The sequence below is a fragment of the Pseudomonas sp. AM8 genome, assembly GCF_036346475.1.
In the GTDB taxonomy this organism is placed as follows: Bacteria; Pseudomonadota; Gammaproteobacteria; order Pseudomonadales; family Pseudomonadaceae; genus Aquipseudomonas; species Aquipseudomonas marginalis.
The window spans coordinates 277,016-292,651 of record NZ_JAOTNX010000011.1; the positions used below are offsets into that span (position 1 = coordinate 277,016).

The window sequence follows — 15,636 nt, forward strand, 5'->3', positions numbered from 1 at the left end:
GTCCTTAGTTATGCCCGTCGAGGGCGAATAGCTGGAAGCCCTGGTGCTGGCCGAGGCGCTGGTAGTAGGCGGCAATGGCGGGGTAGGCCGGGCGCGCCATGGGCGTCATCTGCCAGCGGTGCACCGAGAGGCCGATCAGGATGTCGGCGAGGGTGAATTCATCGCCGGCAACAAAGGCCCCGGTTTTGCTCAGTTGTTGCTCGAGGATGCCCATCTTGTCGTTCCATCGTTGCACGGCGGCTTCAATCTGCGCCGCGTCCAGGCCGTCCGGGTTATTGCGTACCAGGGCGGTGAAGGCATCGCCCCAGGCACGGTTGAGCTCGACGGCCTGCCAGTCGATCCACTGCTCGACCCGGGCGCGTGGGGCGGGCTCGATGGGCAGCAGGTCGTGGCGCTGGTAAAGCCCCACCAGGTAGCGGCAGATGGTATTGGACTCCCACAGCACGCCGTGGTCGTCGATCAGCACCGGTATCTGGGCATTGGGGTTCAGGGCGAGGAATTCGGCGGACTGGGTGGGCTGGAAGCCGATGCCCCAGTCTTCGCGCACGTAGTCGATGCCCAGTTCCTGGCAGGTCCAGAGCACTTTGCGCACGTTGATGGAGGACGTGCGACCCAGGATTTTCAGTGAATGTGCCATGGTGCTTTCCTTGCGATGGAGAACAGCCAATCTAGCAGGAGGGAGAAGCTACGGCGATGCCTCCGAGCGGGCGGGGTTAAAATGTGGGACTACGTGCTCTCGCGAACCTGCAACTCAAACCCCATATCCACCACCGGCTTGGCGATCCTGTTGCCCGCCATGATCGTCAACAAATGCTCCGCCGCCCGCCGCCCGATCGCTTCCCTGGGCGTGCTGATGCTGCTCAGGCGCGGCACCATGAAGGACGACGCCGGCAAGTCGTTGAAGCCCAGCACCGCGACACGTTCTGGGACTTTGATGCCGTGGCGCATGGCTTCCAGCAGCGCGCCCTGGGCCAGGTCGTCGTTGCCGAAGAAGATCGCATCCACATCCGGATGGGCGGCCAGCAGTTGCAGGAACAACTCGCCGCCCAGGCCCACCGAGGAAGGGCGTGGTGTCAGCAGTTCCAGCGCCGGGTCGTACAGGCCCGCCTGTTGCAGCGCGCGGCGGAAGCCTTCGCCACGCAGCAGGGTGCGTTGGTCCAGTTGCGCGCCGATGTACGCCAGGCGCTTGCGCCCACGGGAGATCAAATGTGCGGCCGCGGTTTCACCCGCCGCCAACTGCGAGAAGCCCACGCAGTTCACGCCGGCATTGGGGTCCAGGTCCATCATGTACACACACGGCACATTGCTGGCCTCGACCATCCGTCGGGCGCTTTCGGTGCGATCGAAGCCGGTCAGCAGCAACCCGCGTGGCTGATAGGCCATGTAGTTGCGCAGCAGGTTTTCCTCTTCGTCGCGCGAATAGTGGGAGTTGCCGATCAGCACTTCAAAGCCCTTGGGCCGCAGCACCTGGTGGATGGCTTCGAGGGTTTCGATAAACAGCAGGTTGGACAACGACGGCACCAGGACTACCACCGAATGGCTCTGGGCCGAAGCCAGGGCACGGGCGGCGGGGTTGACCACGTAGTTGAGTTCGGCAGCGGCGTGCTGGACTTTTTCCACCAGTTCGATGGCCACGGTGCTGATGCCGCGCAACGCGCGGGAGGCGGTAATCGGGCTGACGCCGGCCAGGCGGGCAACTTCGTTGAGGGTAGGGCGACCGGTGGTGCGGGTATTTTTATCGTTCTTGGAGGTCATCAGGCGGCTTGCCAAACAAAAATCGAGGCACTAAGGTAGCGCTGTCTCCAAAAGGCTGCAAATTATTGAACTATGGGTTGCCTGATCCGGTTCAAATGATTGGAGCGGATGCACGCGTCACTCCATAAAAATGACAAGACGGCGCGGGAAAAGCCTGTTTTTGCACTCGCCTCACGGCGTGCAAAGGTAGCGCTATCTGCGTCTTGAGGTGTTCCATGAGTCAACCTGTTACCGCCCTGGTCATCATGGGTGTTGCCGGCTGTGGCAAGACCAGCGTCAGCGAGGCCCTGTGCCGCCTGAACGGTGCCACCGCCATTGAAGGCGACAGCTTTCACCCCGCCGCGAACATCGAAAAGATGAGCGCCGGCCACCCCCTCAACGACGACGACCGCGCCGGTTGGCTCGACATCCTGTGCGATGAACTGCGCCGTTCGCTCAAAGCCGGTGAACATCCGGTACTCACCTGCTCCGCGCTGAAAAAGAAATACCGCGACCACCTACGCGAAGCCGCGCCGGGCCTGGGCTTTGTATTCCTGGAGCTGACCCGCGAAGTCGCCGCCGACCGCGTGTCCCATCGTCCCGGCCATTTCATGCCGGCCAGCCTCATCGACAGCCAGTTCGCCACCCTTGAATCGCCCAAGGGCGAGCCGCTGACCCTGGCCCTCAACGCCAGCGAAGACAGCGTCGAGGAGTTGGCCAGGCAGACCAACGCCTGGTGGCTGACACACGGTTTTGAACCATCCAACTGATTTTTTGCCGGAAAAGATAGCGCTATCCCCGGCAGGAAATTCAACACCCGCTTTAATAACAACAACAAACAGGAGAGACCCCCCATGTTTGGCATGTCCCACGAGTCGTACCTGCTGTTAGATGCAGTCGTTACCATCATCGGGCTGATCGTCTTGATCACCCGCTTCAAGGTTCACCCATTTATTGCGCTGATCATCGCGGCCGGCTTCCTTGGCCTGACCTCGGGCATGCCGGTGGACAAGATCATCAAGGCGTTCCAGGACGGTTTCGGCGGGGTGCTTGGCTTTGTCGGCATCATCCTCGCGCTGGGCACCATGCTCGGCAAGATGATGGCCGAATCCGGCGGTGCCGATCAGATCGCCCAGACCCTGATCCGCGCCTTTGGCAAGGACAAGGTCCAGTGGGCCATGATGTTCGCCGCATTCCTGGTGGGCATTCCGTTGTTCTTCGAGATCGGCTTTGTACTGCTGATCCCGCTGGTGTTTATCGTTGCGCGCCGCACCGGCGTGTCGCTGATCAAGATCGGCATCCCGCTGCTCGCCGGCCTGTCGGCAGTCCACGGCCTGGTGCCGCCGCACCCGGGCCCGCTGCTGGCCATCGGCGTGTTTGGTGCCGACATCGGCAAGACCATCCTGTACGGCCTGATCGTCGCGCTGCCGACGGCCATTATCGCCGGCCCGATCTTCGGTACGTTTATCGCCAAGTACATCCCGGGCAACCCGTCCCAGGAACTGGTCGACCAACTGGCCCGCGAGCCTGAGAACAAAAACCTGCCGAGCTTCGGTATCACCCTGGTCACCGTGCTGCTGCCGGTGTTCCTGATGCTGCTCAAAACCTTCGCCGACATCGCCTTTGCCGAAGGCAACGTGGTGCGCAACTGGATGGACATGATCGGTCACCCGATCACCGCCTTGCTGCTGGCGTTGCTGCTGTCGCTGTACACCTTTGGCAGTCGCCAGGGCATCCATTCCAAGCAGATCCTCAAGCTGCTCGACGCCAGCCTTGCGCCGACCGCCGCGATCATCCTGATCATCGGTGCCGGTGGTGGCTTCAAGCAGATGCTGGTGACCAGCGGCGTGGGTGACGTGATCGGCCACATGGCGGTGAACGCACAGATCAACCCGATCCTGCTGGCGTGGCTGGTGGCGGCGGTAATTCGTGTGGCGACCGGTTCGGCCACCGTGGCGACCATTACCGGCGCGGGCATCGTGGTGCCGGTGGTGGGGATGATTCCGGGGGTTAACCGTGAGTTGCTGGTGTTGGCGACGGGGGCGGGTTCGTTGATCCTGTCGCACGTCAACGATGCGGGGTTCTGGCTGGTGAAGCAGTACTTCAACATGACCGTGGCCGAGACCTTCAAGACCTGGACTGCGATGGAGACCATCCTGTCCATTGTGGCGTTGATCTTTATCATGCTGCTGTCGTTGGTGGTCTAACCGACACACCGGCAGCAAGGGTGAAAACCCAATGCAACTGTGGGAGGGGGCAAGCCCCTCCCACATTTTGACCACATTTGTTCAGGTGGATCGGGTCAGGCTTTAGTGACCAACCCATCCGCCCGGAACATCCCGCGAATCCCGCGCACCGCCTGGCGAATCCGGTCCTGGTTCTCGATCAGCGCAAAGCGCACGTGATCGTCGCCATACTCACCAAAACCAATCCCCGGCGACACACAGACCTTCGCTTCCAGCAGCAGCTTCTTGGCAAACTCCAGCGAACCCATGGCGGCATACGCCTCGGGAATCTTCGCCCAGACGTACATCGACGCCTTGGGGTTCTCCACCATCCAGCCCAGCTCATACAGGCCCTTGACCAGCACATTGCGGCGCTGGCGGTACTGCTCGGCGATGTCCTTCACACACTGTTGGTCGCCTTCCAGCGCGGCAATCGCGGCGACTTGCAGCGGGGTGAAGGTGCCATAGTCGTGGTAGCTCTTGATCCGCGCCAGGGCGTTGACCAGTTCCGGGTTGCCCACCATGAAACCGATGCGCCAGCCGGCCATGTTGTAGCTCTTGGACAGGGTGAAAAACTCCACCGCAATGTCCTTGGCCCCCGGCACCTGCATGATCGACGGGGCTTTCCAGCCGTCGTAGACGATGTCGGCGTAGGCCAGGTCATGCACCACCAGCACATCGTACTGCTTGGCCAGGGCGATCACCCGTTCGAAGAAATCCAGCTCCACGCACTGCGCGGTGGGGTTGGACGGGAAGCCGAGGATCATCATCTTCGGCTTGGGGATCGAGCCGCGGATCGCCCGTTCCAGCTCGGCGAAGAAGTCCACGCCTGGAATCAGTGGCACCGAACGCACCTGGGCGCCGGCAATCACGGCACCGTAGATATGAATCGGGTAGCTCGGGTTGGGCACCAGCACCGTATCGCCCTGGTCCAGGGTGGCCAGCATCAGATGCGCCAGGCCTTCCTTGGAACCGATGGTCACGATGGCTTCGGTCTCGGGGTCGATGTCCACTGCGTAGCGATCCTTGTACCAGCGCGAAATTGCCCGGCGCAGACGCGGAATGCCTTTGGAGGTGGAATAGCCGTGGGTGTCTTCACGCTGGGCGACGGTGACCATCTTCTCCACGATATGGGGAGGCGTGGCGCCGTCGGGGTTACCCATGCTCAAGTCGATGATGTCTTCGCCGCGCCGACGCGCAGCCATCTTCAGCTCGGCAGTGATATTGAAAACGTAAGGGGGGAGTCGATCTATGCGCGCAAAGCGGCGCGGCGAACCAAGGTCTGCCATTGTTGCCTCGAGAGTACGTAAGCGCCCGGAACCGTCCGAGCGACGTCGGCCACTGCGGTGGCCTGCGGAGCAGACAATACGGTCGATGATGGCCAGTTGTCCAGATACGTAGGAAAATTTTCTGCATGGAGTACTGCAAGGATATGCCCCTATACTCGATACGGGTTTGTTCCCTCATAAGAAGGAGACTGTTCGTATGGATCAGCAGACAAAACAACCGTTAGAGCCACGCATGGAAGAGGGCAAGGCCCTGGTGATCGCCGGGGTGCAAGGGCGTTATTCGAAGGCTACCGTGGGGGATATCCCCAAGTTGTGGAGCGTGTTCGACGAAAGCGTAAAACACATCAAGAAACGCGTCGGCGGGGTGACCTACGGCGTTTGCCATAACCCCAGCCACGGTGAGTTCGATTACATGGCCGGGGTGGAAGTACCGTCCAAAAGCGATGTGCCGAGCAACTTCGAGTCCGTCGAACTGCCTGCGCACCACTACGCCGTGTTCCCGCACTATGGCCCGGTGCAGGCACTGGAGCAGACCTATGAGCGCATCATGTTCGAGTGGTTGCCGCACTCGGGCTACAAGGTGGCGGGGGCGGATTTCGAGCGGTACAGCGCGGACTTTGATGGGCGCAAGGGGACGGGGACGGTGGAGATCTGGTTGCCCGTGGAACACAAGTAACCCACTGGCTGAACGCTTGTCTCGCCGCAACCACAGGACGTTCAGCCACCAAAGCTGAGGTGATAGCCCTGCGCAGATTGACGTATGGCTTTCGCTACATCAGGGGCCAGCCGGCAGTAATCGTCTTCGCGCTTGAGCACGGCTTCCAGGGTTTGAAGGAGTGCCTGAATGCGCGCTTCGGGATTTTCAATTTCGCAGGTTCTTGCAAATTCCAGGATGCCCAGGCGTGCGGCAAACAATGATTTGTTGCCGGACAGGTCCAGTGCCAGTGAGTCCTCAGGGAGATAGGCGGTGGTGTTCACAATGTCGTATACCGGTGCCAGCCGGGTATCCGATTTCAGCGGGTCGCTATAGAGCACGCCGAAGTTCTTCAAGTGAGCGTCGCCATTACCCACTATGCAGCTCAGTGCCACGCTGTCGAACAATTGATCGAGCGAGCTGCGTTGATGTTCTGGGGCGCAGAACACGCGTACGGCCTTGGCGATCGCTGCGTAACTCTTGGTGTACTTCTGCTCCGCAGACAGGCCCATCAAGGTGGTCATGTCTTCGAAACCCAGCGGGTTGAGCTGCTCGTCCCGATCAAAGCGCCGCATGATGAACAGCTTATGATTCTGCGACAGGTAAAACGGTGGCACCGGCAAGCCTGCATCCCGGGCGATGGACATGCACAGGTACTCATTGATGGCCAACCCCGGAAACTCATCGCGCCCGCTTTTGATAATCAGGTCGTTGGTTTTCGACGTGAATTTCTGCGCGGATGCCTGCGGTTTTTCCGGCACCAGTACTTTGGGCTGCACGCCAGAAATACCTGCTCGCAGGATGTAGCGATCCACCAGTTCGAGGAACAGATCCTCCGCGCCGTCCCAGGCAAGAATTTCGTTGAGGTTTTCTCCGTTGGAGGGAGGGCTGTTGCGCAGGATCAGGTCGTTTACTTGATCCGAAGACACAAACACCCTACCAATCGGTGCACTGCTGCCCGAGAGTGCCAGCAACAACATCGGATCGACCTTGACCGTCTTGGCGAGGCGATTGCGCAATTGCTCCAGAACGTAGCCTTCCGGCAGGTTCATCTGGAAGATGGGGTGAAGTTCTCGGCGGCGATATTCTTCGGCGCGAACGGGCATCGTCAGGCTGACTGCGGTTTGTGCCCGCAGGTTTTCGCCGTAGCGGAACAAATAGTCGTTGGCACTCATCAACACGCTGCCGCTTTTACCTTGAGGGGTATGAACGCGTAAATGGGGGCTAATCATTGAACAAGTCCTCCAGTTCCTCCAGGGTCGGCATGGTCACAGGCACTAATTTGAATTCGCTGCCCAAGGCGGCGATCACTCGGGCATAGGCATTCATTGAGACCGAGAGGCTGCCTTGTTCGACTTCTATCAGCTTCTGCCGGGTAACCCCTGCAAGTTTCGCCAGATCCGCTTGTTTATAGCCACGGTTAAGTCGCATGGCGCGAATTTGGCTGCCCAGTCGCTGAGTGATAACCGAAATGTCCATGTCATATATTCATTACTTTTTAATTGGAAGTTATGTATACGTTACATTTAAAGTAAGTCAAGACCGCTTCGACCCAACACCCACCTCAACCTCCGCTCATACCCACCCCGCCCCTTATACGCCTCCCCGCTGTCCACCCATCCTGCGCCCAGATACAACCCCATCGCCGCCACATTGTGCGTGTCCACCGACAACTCCAGCGCCTTGATCTGCGGCCACGCCTGCAATGCCGCTGCCGGCAGCGCCTGCAAGCACGCTTTGCCGAATCCACGCCCTTGCTGCCGCCGATCCACCTGCAACGCATGCAGCGTTGCGCTGTGTTCATCGGCCCAGTGGGGCAGGCAGGGCGGGCGTTTAAGCAGGAGGAAGGCTACCGGACTGTCGTCGGCCAGCAGGGCAAAGCCTTTGACGCCGGGGCTGGGCTTGGCCAGGAGCGAATTGAGGGCGCAATACATGTCGCCGCAAAACGGCAGCTGTTCAGGGTGAACTTCGATGGCGCTGACCTGCTGTTGTTGCACAGCATTCAGCGTCTCGTAGGCGACAAGGCGGGTTTGCATCGGCGTGTCCGAACAGCTGCAAAGAAGGGCGCAGTCTAGCGGTTTTGTGCTGGACGACATTATTTTTCAACGGACTGTCGATTTGCCCGCAGGCCGTTCGACTAAGAGTGTCTTCCGTGATTTTCCAACCCGAAGGAGTATCGCCATGAGTACCGCAATCAACACCCTGATCGAAGAATGGAAGCGAGCCGTGCTTTCGCGGAATATCGAGCAGATTGTCAGCTATTACGCCGACGATATCGTCTCGTTCGACGCCGTGACCGCGCTGCAGTTCAAAGGCAAGGCGGCCTATCGCGCGCACTGGGAAGCCTGCATGGAGCACTGTCCCGGCCCGGGTATTTTCGAGCTCCACGAATTGCGCATCGTCGAGTCCCAGGACAGCGCATTCGCCCATTGGCTGGCCCACTGCGGCGGCGCCGGGCCGGACGGTGAAGTGAAGGCCTGCTGGATGCGGGTGACGGCCGGTTATCAACGTTTTAACGGCGACTGGAAGGTGGTGCATGAGCATTGGTCGGCGCCGTTCGATATGGAAAGCGGCACGGCGCTGTTCGACCTGAAACCTTGAGCGCCGCGAACTATAGTCAATAGTCCGAAAACGGAGACGCACATGAAATACCTCTGCCTGATCTACAGCAACGAACAGGTGCTGCACACCTCGCCGGACAGCCCCGCAGACCCGGAGTGTCTTGCCTACGCGCAGGCCATCCAGGACAGCGGCCGGATGCTCGCCGCTGAGCCGTTGGAATCGGTAAGCAGTGCCACCACGGTGCGCATGCGCAACGGCAAGCTATCGATCACCGACGGGCCGTTTGCCGAAACCAAGGAACAGCTCGCCGGGTTCTACCTGATCGAGGCGCGCGACTTGAATGAAGCGATCCAGGTGGCCGGTGGGATTCCGGCCGCCCGGGTCGGCAGTGTGGAAGTGCGCCCTGTGCGCCAATTGAATCTCTGAACACAACAACCATAAGACTTGAGGAGGTTTAGCCATGCCTACGCAACCTGCCGAATTTGAACTGTCCATCAGCCGCGTGATCGATGCGCCGCGCAGCCGGGTGTTCCGCGCCTGGACCGAACCCGCGTTGTTGCAACAATGGTGGGGCCCCCACGGCATGACTACCCCCGAGTGCGAAATGAACCTGTGGGTCGGCGGGCTGTTTCGCACCCTGATGCGTGCGCCGGATGGCAGTGAGTACCCGACCCAGGGCGTGTTCCTGGAAATCGTCGCCCCTCGGCGCCTGGTGTTTACCGACGCCTATACGCCGGGCTGGATCCCTTCGGGCAAACCGTTCATGACCGCCGAAGTGACGCTGCAGGAAGTCGAGGGTAGCAAGACCCTCTATACCGCCCGCGCCATGCACTGGAGCGCCGAAGACAAGCAGGCCCACGAAGCCATGGGCTTTCACGACGGCTGGGGCCAGAGCCTGGACCGCCTGGTGACGCTGGTGACCCAGGGCATGCGCGATTGACGCCTCCCATCGAGGCGATCTACCGCAGTGAGTCCCGGCGCGTCCTCGCCACCCTGATCCGCCTGCTGGGGGATTTCGACCTCGCCGAAGAAGCCTTGCACGAGGCGTTCTTCGTCGCGGTCGAGCGCTGGCCGCAAGAGGGCGTGCCGGACAACCCACGGGCCTGGCTGGTGTCGACCGGACGCTTCAAGGCCATCGACCGCCTGCGCCGCCAAGCCCGTTTTGCGCCCTTGTTGCAGGCGCAGGCCGACACACTGGAAGCCGCCGACTGGAGCGTTGAGGACGTGGAAGACGACCGCCTGCGCCTGATCTTCACCTGCTGCCACCCAGCGTTGGCGGCCGACGCCCAGGCGGCGCTGACCTTGCGTGAGATCTGCGACCTCACCACCGAGGAAATCGCCCGCGCCTTTCTGGCCACCCCCGCTACCATCGCCCAGCGCATCGTGCGCGCCAAGGGCAAGATTCGCGAGGCCAAAATCCCTTATCAGGTGCCGTCGCTGGCCGAGCTGCCCGAACGCCTCGATAGCGCACTGCGCGTGATTTACCTGGTTTTCAATGAAGGCTATTCGGCGTCCATGGGCGCGGACCTCACGCGCGAGGAACTGACCCGCGAAGCCATTCGCCTCGGCCGCCTGCTGCTGGAGTTGCTGCCGGAGCCGGAAGTGATGGGCCTGCTGGCGCTGATGCTGTTGCACGAGTCCCGCCGCGCGGCGCGCACCTCGGCCAGCGGCGAGTTGGTGTTGTTGGATGAGCAGGATCGTTCGCGGTGGGATGGGGGCTTGATGGCTGAAGGTTGCGCGCTGGTGGAACGGGCACTGACCCAGCGGGGTTTTGGTCCGTATTGCCTGCAGGCGGCGATTGCGGCGGTACATGCCGAGGCACCCAGGGCCGGGGAAACGGATTGGCTGCAGATTATCGGGCTCTACGATGTGTTGCTCAGTGCCGCGCCGTCGCCGGTGATCGAGTTGAACCGCGCCGTGGCGGTGGCCATGGGCGAAGGGCCGCTGGCAGGGTTGCAGTTGGTGGAAGGTATTCTGGCGCGCGGGGAGTTGCTGGATTACCACCTGGCGCATTCGGCGCGGGGCGAGTTTTGCCGGCAGTTGGGGCGGGTGGAAGAGGCCCGGGCAGCCTACGAAAAAGCCTTGTCGCTGACCCAGCAGATCCCGGAAAAACGCTTCCTCAAACACCGCCTGGCCGAACTCAATCTTCCCAAGCAATGAGGATCACTCCAGCATCTTCCCCAACAACCAACTCCCCGCCGGCCCTGGCGGATGATGCCGTGACCACAGTGCATCCACCGCCACCGAGCGCGGCCAACCGCGTGCCTTGAGTTCGACCAACTGCCCCCCACCAAAGCGCTCCACCAGCCAGCGCGGAATCGGTGCCCAGCCAAACCCCAACTGGGCCATTTCCAACAGCATCAGGTAACTGGGGGCCGACCACACACGGCCATTGGCGCGAGTTTCGTTCGGGTTGATGATGCTGGCCAGACGCAATTCGCGGTGCTGTTGCAGGGTGTGCGCGGTGAGGGTACCGACGCCCGCCAGCGGATGTCTGGGTGACACGAACAGGGCAATTTCCGTGCGCTCGTCCACGGGGGCGCGGGTCAGGTCTGGCGGATACTCTTCCTGGTGTTCAATAAACGCAATCTGCGCGCGGCCGCTTTGGACCAGGGCGATCAGGTCTTCGCACTCGGCGATCAGGCATTCCAGCTCCAGGTCCGGGTAGCGCTGTTCAAAGGCGCTGAGGGCGACTTCGAAACGGTCGGACTGGTAGGTATCGGACATGGCGATACTCAGCTTCGGCTCCAACCCCTGGGCCAACTGACTCGCCGCCAATTCCAGCCGGCTGCTGGCCTCCAGCACCTGCTCGGCGCGTTGCAGCAACACATGGCCCGCCGGCGTCAGCGTCGGCTTGCGGCTGCTGCGATCGAACAGCACCACATCCAGGTCAATCTCCAGGCTCGCCACGGCCGCGCTGACGGTGGACTGGCTCTTGCCGAGCTTGCGCGCCGCCGCCGAAAACGAGCCTTGGGTGGCCGCCTGCACAAACGCCTGCAGCACTTCGTTAGAAGCCATGACTATCGCCTTGATCGATGGTTATTGGTTATGAAGTATCGAGTCAAAGGCTAATGATGACAACCATCGTCACTCACGGAGCCGGCTCATGAACCCTACCAAGTCGATTACTGAACGCGTTTGCCAGGCCATTGGTTTCGAAGCCCTGGCGTTGTTGATCTGCACCCCGTTGCTGGCGTGGATCATGGACAAGCCTGCCTTGGAGATGGGCATGGTCACCCTGGCGATCAGCCTGTTGGCGCTGGCCTGGAACGTGATTTTCAACGGCCTGTTCGACCGCCTCAAGACGCGCCTGCAACTGGCCAGCAACGGCTGGACCCGCGTGCTGCATGCCTTGATGTTTGAAGGTGGGTTGATCCTGGTGTGTGTGCCGCTGATTGCCGCCTGGCTGAACATCAGCTTGGTGCAGGCGTTTATCCTCGACATAGGCGTACTGCTGTTTTTCCTGCCGTACACCTATGTGTATCACTGGGGGTATGACGTACTGCGTGACAAGCTCCTACAGAAACATGCCGCCCGACGCCTCGATACGTTGGCCGGTGATCCAGGCACTACCGTCGGCGAGCAGGCTGGCAATCGCGCCGCCGATATCGTCCGGTAACCCGGCGCGGCCCAAGGCGGTATTGCTGGCGACCATGGCGTTGAGGTTGGCGTTGTCGCGCACGGCACCACCGCCGAAGTCGGTTTCAATGGCGCCGGGGGCCAGGATGTTGACGCTGATGCCACGGCCGCCCAGCTCTTTGGCCTGGTAGCGGGTCAGCACTTCCATCGCGCCTTTCATGGCGGCGTAAGCGGCGTAGCCGGGCAGGCTGAAGCGCGCCAGGCCACTGGAAATATTGACGATGCGCCCGCCGTCGCGGATCAACGGCAACAGCTGTTGGGTCAGGAAAAACGGACCCTTGAATTGGATCGCCACCAATTGATCGAACTGCGCTTCGGTGGTCTCGGCGAAGCTGGCGTGAATGCCGATACCGGCGTTGTTGATCAGAAAATCGAAGCGGTCCTGTGCGAAAACGTCCTTGAGTACGCCAGCAACCTCACCGACGAAATCAGCGAACGTCGCGCTCTGGCTCACGTCCAGTTTCAGCATCGCGGCACGGCCGCCCAGTTGTTCGATCTGTGCGACCAATGCCTGCGCTTCATCGGCCTTGCTGTGGTAAGTGCCAATGATGTCGACGCCTTGTGCCGCCAGGTGCAGGGCGGTGTTTTTGCCCAGGCCACGGCTGGCTCCGGTGATCACTGCGATTTTACGGGTCATGGTGATGTCCTCGGTGATTGAGTGTGGGAAGCAGTGTATTTGTCCGGTCGTAACGTGATAAACAGCGCTATGCCGGAATCACTGGCCGAATAAGGCGAACAATCCCCATGAATAAACTGGAGCTGTTGCGCACCTTCGTGCGCGTCACCGAACTGTCGAGTTTCACTGGCGCCGGCGAGAGCCTGGGCCTGCCGCGCTCCACGGTGTCGGAACATGTGCAGGCGCTGGAAGAGCTGCTCGGCGCCCGCCTGTTGCAGCGCACCACGCGCAAGGTGCAGGCCACCCAGGATGGCCGCGTGCTGTATGAGCGCAGCAAGGATTTGCTCGCGCACATGGAGGAGTTGGAAGGGCTGTTTCGCCAGGACGAAGCGCAACTGGCCGGGCGGATTCGGGTGGACATGCCCAACATGATGGCGCGGGACTTGATCCTGCCGCGTCTGCCGCAGTTTATGGACGCACACCCGCTGATCGAACTGGAGATCAGCACCACCGACCGCCAGGTCGACCTGCTCGCCGAAGGCTTCGATTGCGTGCTGCGCGTGGGCGCGCAGCCGGACCAGAGCGTGGTGGCGCGGCTGCTGTGCAGCATGCCGATGATCAACTGCGCGAGCGCCACCTACCTGCAACGCTACGGCGTGCCCCGGACACTGGCCGACCTGGCCGACCATCACCTGGTGCATTACGTGCGGCCGTTGGGTTCACGTTCGGCGGGGTTTGAATACGTGCAGGGCAACAAGGTGCTGCGCGTCCCCATGGCCGGTCGGGTCACGGTCAACAGCACCGATGGCTACAAGTCGGCCTGCCTGGGCGGTTTCGGGATTATTCAGGTGCCGGCCCTGGGCATGGGGGACGAATTGGCCAGCGGTGAACTGGTGGCGGTCCTGCCGGACTATCCGGCCCCGCCGCTGGATGTGTCCCTGCTCTACGCCGGGCAGCGGCATTTGCCGCTGCGGGTGCGGGTGTTCATGGACTGGCTGGCGGCCATTCTGCATTCGCAGCTTTAACGCCGCGCCGACAGCTGTTGCGGCGCCAGGAAGGCGTCGTGGAAGTAATCGCGAAACGCCTGCATTGCCGGGGTAAAGCCGCGTTCGCGGTGCCAGGCCAGGCCGACGCTCATGGGCGTGACGGGGTCGGTGACGGTCAGGGTTTCGATGCGCTTGCCTTCCAGCGACCAGGGCCGGTGCACCAGGTCCGACAGGATCGCCACGCCGCTGCCATTGGCAACCATGCTGCGCACCGCCTCCACCGAACTGGTGCGCAGCCGCACCTTGGGCGTTTGCCCGGCCTGTTCCCAGTACCGCATGGCGCTGTGTTCGGCCTCATCGACGGTGAGCAGGATGTACGGCTCCTGCGCCACATCCGCCAGGCTCACCGCACCGCGTTCGCATAATGGGTGATGGCTGGGCAGCCATAAACGACGTTCCGAGTTGAACAGGATTTCCGAGACGATCGCCGGGTGGGTGAGGTTCGCAGTGAGGACCACGGCCATGTCGAACTGGCCATCGAGCAGGCCCTGTTCGATGGCCTGGCGCTCCTGCTCGAACACCTCCAGGGTCACATCCGGGTGCCAGTGCTCCATGCGCTGCAGGTGGTGCGGCAGGAAGTAACCCAGCACCGTGTAGCTGGCCGCCAGCCGCAGCACGCCGCTGGCGCGGTAGTCGGGCAACGGGCTGTTCAGCGCGTCGTCGACACTGCGCACAATCACGTAGGCGCGGTTGAGAAAGTGCCGCCCGGCATCGGTGAGGTTCATGCCCTGGGCCGAGCGCACAAACAGCTGCACGCCGAGCAGGGCTTCCAGCTCCTTGATCGCCGTGGTCACGGCTGACTGGGAGATGTTCAGGTGAATCGCCGCCTGGGAAATCTGGCCGATTTCGGCAGTGGCGACGAAGTAGCGGATTTGGCGCAAGGTCAGGGACATGGCTTTATCTGATTTTCAGAAGATGAGCCATCTGATAATAGATCTTCCCAAGGGGTCAAGCCGCAGCCTACTTTCGAGCATCACCTTTTGGCGGAGCGTCCCCGATGCAGGCAGTGGATTTCAATTCAGACATGGGCGAAGGCTTCGGTCCCTGGACCATCGGCGACGGCGTCGACGCGGAGCTGATGGCCTATATCAGCTCGGCCAATATCGCCACCGGCTTCCATGCCGGCGACCCCGGCACCATGCGCCGCACCGTCGCGCGTGCCAAGCAATTGGGCGTGGCCATCGGTGCGCATCCGGGCTTTCGCGACCTTGTGGGCTTCGGTCGTCGGCATATCAATGCGCCGGCCCAGGAACTGGTGGACGACATGCTCTATCAACTGGGTGCCCTGCGCGAAATCGCCCGCGCCCAGGGCATGACCCTGCAACATATCAAGCCCCACGGCGCGCTCTACATGCACCTGGCCCGCGACGAAGAAGCCGCGCGCCTGCTGGTACAAAACCTGCAAATCATCGAGCCGACGCTGTTGCTGTACTGCATGCCCAACTCGGTGATCTGGCGCGTGGCCAAGGAACTCGGGCAACCGGTGGTGCGCGAATTCTATGCCGACCGTGAGTACGATCTCACCGGCTCCATTGTGTTTACCCGCAACGTACGTGCGCTGGATCCGGCCACGGTCGCGGCCCGTGTCCTACGGGCGTGTCAGGCGGGGCTGGTGCGTACCGTAGAAGGCGAAGACCTGTTTATTGAATTCGACTCCATCTGCCTGCACAGCGACACCCCCGGCGCGCTGGAGTTGGTGGAGGCCACCCGTGAAGCGTTGGACCAGGCGGGCATCGTGGTGACGAATGGGCTTTCTGTGGCGAGCGGGCTTGCCCCGCGTTGGGGCGCGTAGCGGCCCTGAAATCAGGCGGCGGAGTTATACCTGACACTA

The 15,636-nt window shown here is 61.6% G+C and carries 19 protein-coding genes; 10 read left to right on the plus strand and 9 right to left on the minus strand.

The annotated features are described in order from the left end of the window. Positions 1 to 4: 4 nt before the first annotated feature. Both V3W40_RS25005 and V3W40_RS25010 read right to left on the minus strand, forming a co-directional pair. Entirely contained in the window at positions 5 to 637 is a 633-nt protein-coding gene (locus V3W40_RS25005; protein WP_065925277.1) for a glutathione S-transferase family protein, read from the minus strand. A gap of 89 nt (positions 638 to 726) precedes the next feature. Then, positions 727 to 1,758 (minus strand): LacI family DNA-binding transcriptional regulator, encoded by a 1,032-nt coding sequence (locus V3W40_RS25010; protein ID WP_176719700.1) that lies wholly within the window; start codon positions 1,756 to 1,758, stop codon positions 727 to 729. A 212-nt stretch (positions 1,759 to 1,970) separates the two neighbouring features. Between V3W40_RS25010 and V3W40_RS25015 the strand changes: the two genes are divergently transcribed. Beyond that, positions 1,971 to 2,504: a gluconokinase gene (locus V3W40_RS25015; protein ID WP_027605613.1), complete on the plus strand. Its 534-nt coding sequence runs from the start codon at positions 1,971 to 1,973 to the stop codon at positions 2,502 to 2,504. Between the two features lie 84 nt (positions 2,505 to 2,588). After that, positions 2,589 to 3,941, plus strand: coding sequence for a GntP family permease (locus V3W40_RS25020; RefSeq protein ID WP_092488902.1), 1,353 nt, complete (start codon positions 2,589 to 2,591; stop codon positions 3,939 to 3,941). Between the two features lie 95 nt (positions 3,942 to 4,036). Here the strand turns inward: V3W40_RS25020 and alaC are convergent, their stop codons facing one another. Then, positions 4,037 to 5,248, minus strand: coding sequence for an alanine transaminase (gene alaC, locus V3W40_RS25025; RefSeq protein WP_330215802.1), 1,212 nt, complete (start codon positions 5,246 to 5,248; stop codon positions 4,037 to 4,039). Positions 5,249 to 5,444: 196 nt separating this feature from the next. On the opposite strand from alaC, the gene V3W40_RS25030 reads away from it, so the two are divergent. Next, positions 5,445 to 5,924 (plus strand): GyrI-like domain-containing protein, encoded by a 480-nt coding sequence (locus tag V3W40_RS25030; protein WP_092488900.1) that lies wholly within the window; start codon positions 5,445 to 5,447, stop codon positions 5,922 to 5,924. A gap of 41 nt (positions 5,925 to 5,965) precedes the next feature. On the opposite strand, the gene V3W40_RS25035 is transcribed toward V3W40_RS25030, so the two are convergent. The 3 genes from V3W40_RS25035 to V3W40_RS25045 are packed head-to-tail and all read right to left on the minus strand — an operon-like array spanning position 5,966 to position 7,978. Then, entirely contained in the window at positions 5,966 to 7,174 is a 1,209-nt protein-coding gene (locus V3W40_RS25035; RefSeq protein ID WP_330215803.1) for a type II toxin-antitoxin system HipA family toxin, read from the minus strand. Next, complete coding sequence (locus V3W40_RS25040; RefSeq protein WP_330215804.1) at positions 7,167 to 7,421, minus strand: helix-turn-helix domain-containing protein; 255 nt, start codon at positions 7,419 to 7,421, stop codon at positions 7,167 to 7,169. The genes V3W40_RS25035 and V3W40_RS25040 overlap by 8 nt, the downstream gene beginning before the upstream one ends. Before the next feature lie 47 nt (positions 7,422 to 7,468). After that, positions 7,469 to 7,978 carry a GNAT family N-acetyltransferase gene (locus tag V3W40_RS25045; protein WP_330215805.1) on the minus strand — a complete coding sequence of 170 codons (510 nt, stop codon included), beginning with the start codon at positions 7,976 to 7,978 and terminating at the stop codon, positions 7,469 to 7,471. A 145-nt stretch (positions 7,979 to 8,123) separates the two neighbouring features. Between V3W40_RS25045 and V3W40_RS25050 the strand changes: the two genes are divergently transcribed. The 4 genes from V3W40_RS25050 to V3W40_RS25065 are packed head-to-tail and all read left to right on the plus strand — an operon-like array spanning position 8,124 to position 10,664. Continuing rightward, complete coding sequence (locus tag V3W40_RS25050; protein ID WP_330215806.1) at positions 8,124 to 8,543, plus strand: YybH family protein; 420 nt, start codon at positions 8,124 to 8,126, stop codon at positions 8,541 to 8,543. Positions 8,544 to 8,585: 42 nt separating this feature from the next. Continuing rightward, entirely contained in the window at positions 8,586 to 8,930 is a 345-nt protein-coding gene (locus V3W40_RS25055; protein ID WP_330215807.1) for a YciI family protein, read from the plus strand. Positions 8,931 to 8,964: 34 nt separating this feature from the next. Next, positions 8,965 to 9,444, plus strand: coding sequence for an SRPBCC family protein (locus V3W40_RS25060; RefSeq protein WP_065925267.1), 480 nt, complete (start codon positions 8,965 to 8,967; stop codon positions 9,442 to 9,444). Then, the gene (locus V3W40_RS25065; protein WP_330215808.1) at positions 9,441 to 10,664 is read left to right on the plus strand and encodes an RNA polymerase sigma factor; all 1,224 of its coding nucleotides are present in this window, start codon (positions 9,441 to 9,443) and stop codon (positions 10,662 to 10,664) included. Before V3W40_RS25060 ends, V3W40_RS25065 begins: the two co-directional genes overlap by 4 nt. Before the next feature lie 3 nt (positions 10,665 to 10,667). Here the strand turns inward: V3W40_RS25065 and V3W40_RS25070 are convergent, their stop codons facing one another. Next, positions 10,668 to 11,522 carry a LysR family transcriptional regulator gene (locus V3W40_RS25070; protein WP_065925265.1) on the minus strand — a complete coding sequence of 285 codons (855 nt, stop codon included), beginning with the start codon at positions 11,520 to 11,522 and terminating at the stop codon, positions 10,668 to 10,670. An 88-nt stretch (positions 11,523 to 11,610) separates the two neighbouring features. On the opposite strand from V3W40_RS25070, the gene V3W40_RS25075 reads away from it, so the two are divergent. Next, positions 11,611 to 12,123, plus strand: coding sequence for a multidrug/biocide efflux PACE transporter (locus tag V3W40_RS25075; protein WP_330215809.1), 513 nt, complete (start codon positions 11,611 to 11,613; stop codon positions 12,121 to 12,123). Here V3W40_RS25075 and V3W40_RS25080 read toward each other — a convergent pair. Then, positions 12,022 to 12,780, minus strand: a complete 759-nt coding sequence (locus V3W40_RS25080) for an SDR family NAD(P)-dependent oxidoreductase (RefSeq protein ID WP_065925264.1) — start codon at positions 12,778 to 12,780, stop codon at positions 12,022 to 12,024. The genes V3W40_RS25075 and V3W40_RS25080 overlap by 102 nt on opposite strands. 107 nt (positions 12,781 to 12,887) lie before the next feature. On the opposite strand from V3W40_RS25080, the gene V3W40_RS25085 reads away from it, so the two are divergent. Beyond that, the gene (locus tag V3W40_RS25085) at positions 12,888 to 13,784 is read left to right on the plus strand and encodes a LysR family transcriptional regulator (protein ID WP_115487112.1); all 897 of its coding nucleotides are present in this window, start codon (positions 12,888 to 12,890) and stop codon (positions 13,782 to 13,784) included. Here V3W40_RS25085 and V3W40_RS25090 read toward each other — a convergent pair. Then, the gene (locus tag V3W40_RS25090) at positions 13,781 to 14,698 is read right to left on the minus strand and encodes a LysR family transcriptional regulator (protein ID WP_330215810.1); all 918 of its coding nucleotides are present in this window, start codon (positions 14,696 to 14,698) and stop codon (positions 13,781 to 13,783) included. The two genes, V3W40_RS25085 and V3W40_RS25090, sit on opposite strands and share 4 nt — an antisense overlap. A 104-nt stretch (positions 14,699 to 14,802) precedes the next feature. Here V3W40_RS25090 and V3W40_RS25095 point away from each other — a divergent pair, with 104 nt between their 5' ends. Continuing rightward, a complete protein-coding gene (locus tag V3W40_RS25095) occupies positions 14,803 to 15,597 on the plus strand; it encodes a 5-oxoprolinase subunit PxpA (protein WP_330215811.1) in 795 nt (264 codons plus the stop codon). The last annotated feature ends 39 nt before the right edge of the window (positions 15,598 to 15,636 follow it).

Bases quoted from the DNA above. Each gene is read 5' to 3' on its own strand.
- V3W40_RS25005 (WP_065925277.1), bottom strand. From the start codon at position 637: ATGGCACATTCACTGAAAATCCTGGGTCGCACGTCCTCCATCAACGTG.
- V3W40_RS25015 (WP_027605613.1), top strand. From the start codon at position 1,971: ATGAGTCAACCTGTTACCGCCCTGGTCATCATGGGTGTTGCCGGCTGT.
- V3W40_RS25020 (WP_092488902.1), top strand. From the start codon at position 2,589: ATGTTTGGCATGTCCCACGAGTCGTACCTGCTGTTAGATGCAGTCGTT.
- alaC (WP_330215802.1), bottom strand. From the start codon at position 5,248: ATGGCAGACCTTGGTTCGCCGCGCCGCTTTGCGCGCATAGATCGACTC.
- V3W40_RS25030 (WP_092488900.1), top strand. From the start codon at position 5,445: ATGGATCAGCAGACAAAACAACCGTTAGAGCCACGCATGGAAGAGGGC.
- V3W40_RS25035 (WP_330215803.1), bottom strand. From the start codon at position 7,174: ATGATTAGCCCCCATTTACGCGTTCATACCCCTCAAGGTAAAAGCGGC.
- V3W40_RS25040 (WP_330215804.1), bottom strand. From the start codon at position 7,421: ATGGACATTTCGGTTATCACTCAGCGACTGGGCAGCCAAATTCGCGCC.
- V3W40_RS25045 (WP_330215805.1), bottom strand. From the start codon at position 7,978: ATGCAAACCCGCCTTGTCGCCTACGAGACGCTGAATGCTGTGCAACAA.
- V3W40_RS25050 (WP_330215806.1), top strand. From the start codon at position 8,124: ATGAGTACCGCAATCAACACCCTGATCGAAGAATGGAAGCGAGCCGTG.
- V3W40_RS25055 (WP_330215807.1), top strand. From the start codon at position 8,586: ATGAAATACCTCTGCCTGATCTACAGCAACGAACAGGTGCTGCACACC.
- V3W40_RS25060 (WP_065925267.1), top strand. From the start codon at position 8,965: ATGCCTACGCAACCTGCCGAATTTGAACTGTCCATCAGCCGCGTGATC.
- V3W40_RS25070 (WP_065925265.1), bottom strand. From the start codon at position 11,522: ATGGCTTCTAACGAAGTGCTGCAGGCGTTTGTGCAGGCGGCCACCCAA.
- V3W40_RS25075 (WP_330215809.1), top strand. From the start codon at position 11,611: ATGAACCCTACCAAGTCGATTACTGAACGCGTTTGCCAGGCCATTGGT.
- V3W40_RS25080 (WP_065925264.1), bottom strand. From the start codon at position 12,780: ATGACCCGTAAAATCGCAGTGATCACCGGAGCCAGCCGTGGCCTGGGC.
- V3W40_RS25085 (WP_115487112.1), top strand. From the start codon at position 12,888: ATGAATAAACTGGAGCTGTTGCGCACCTTCGTGCGCGTCACCGAACTG.
- V3W40_RS25090 (WP_330215810.1), bottom strand. From the start codon at position 14,698: ATGTCCCTGACCTTGCGCCAAATCCGCTACTTCGTCGCCACTGCCGAA.
- V3W40_RS25095 (WP_330215811.1), top strand. From the start codon at position 14,803: ATGCAGGCAGTGGATTTCAATTCAGACATGGGCGAAGGCTTCGGTCCC.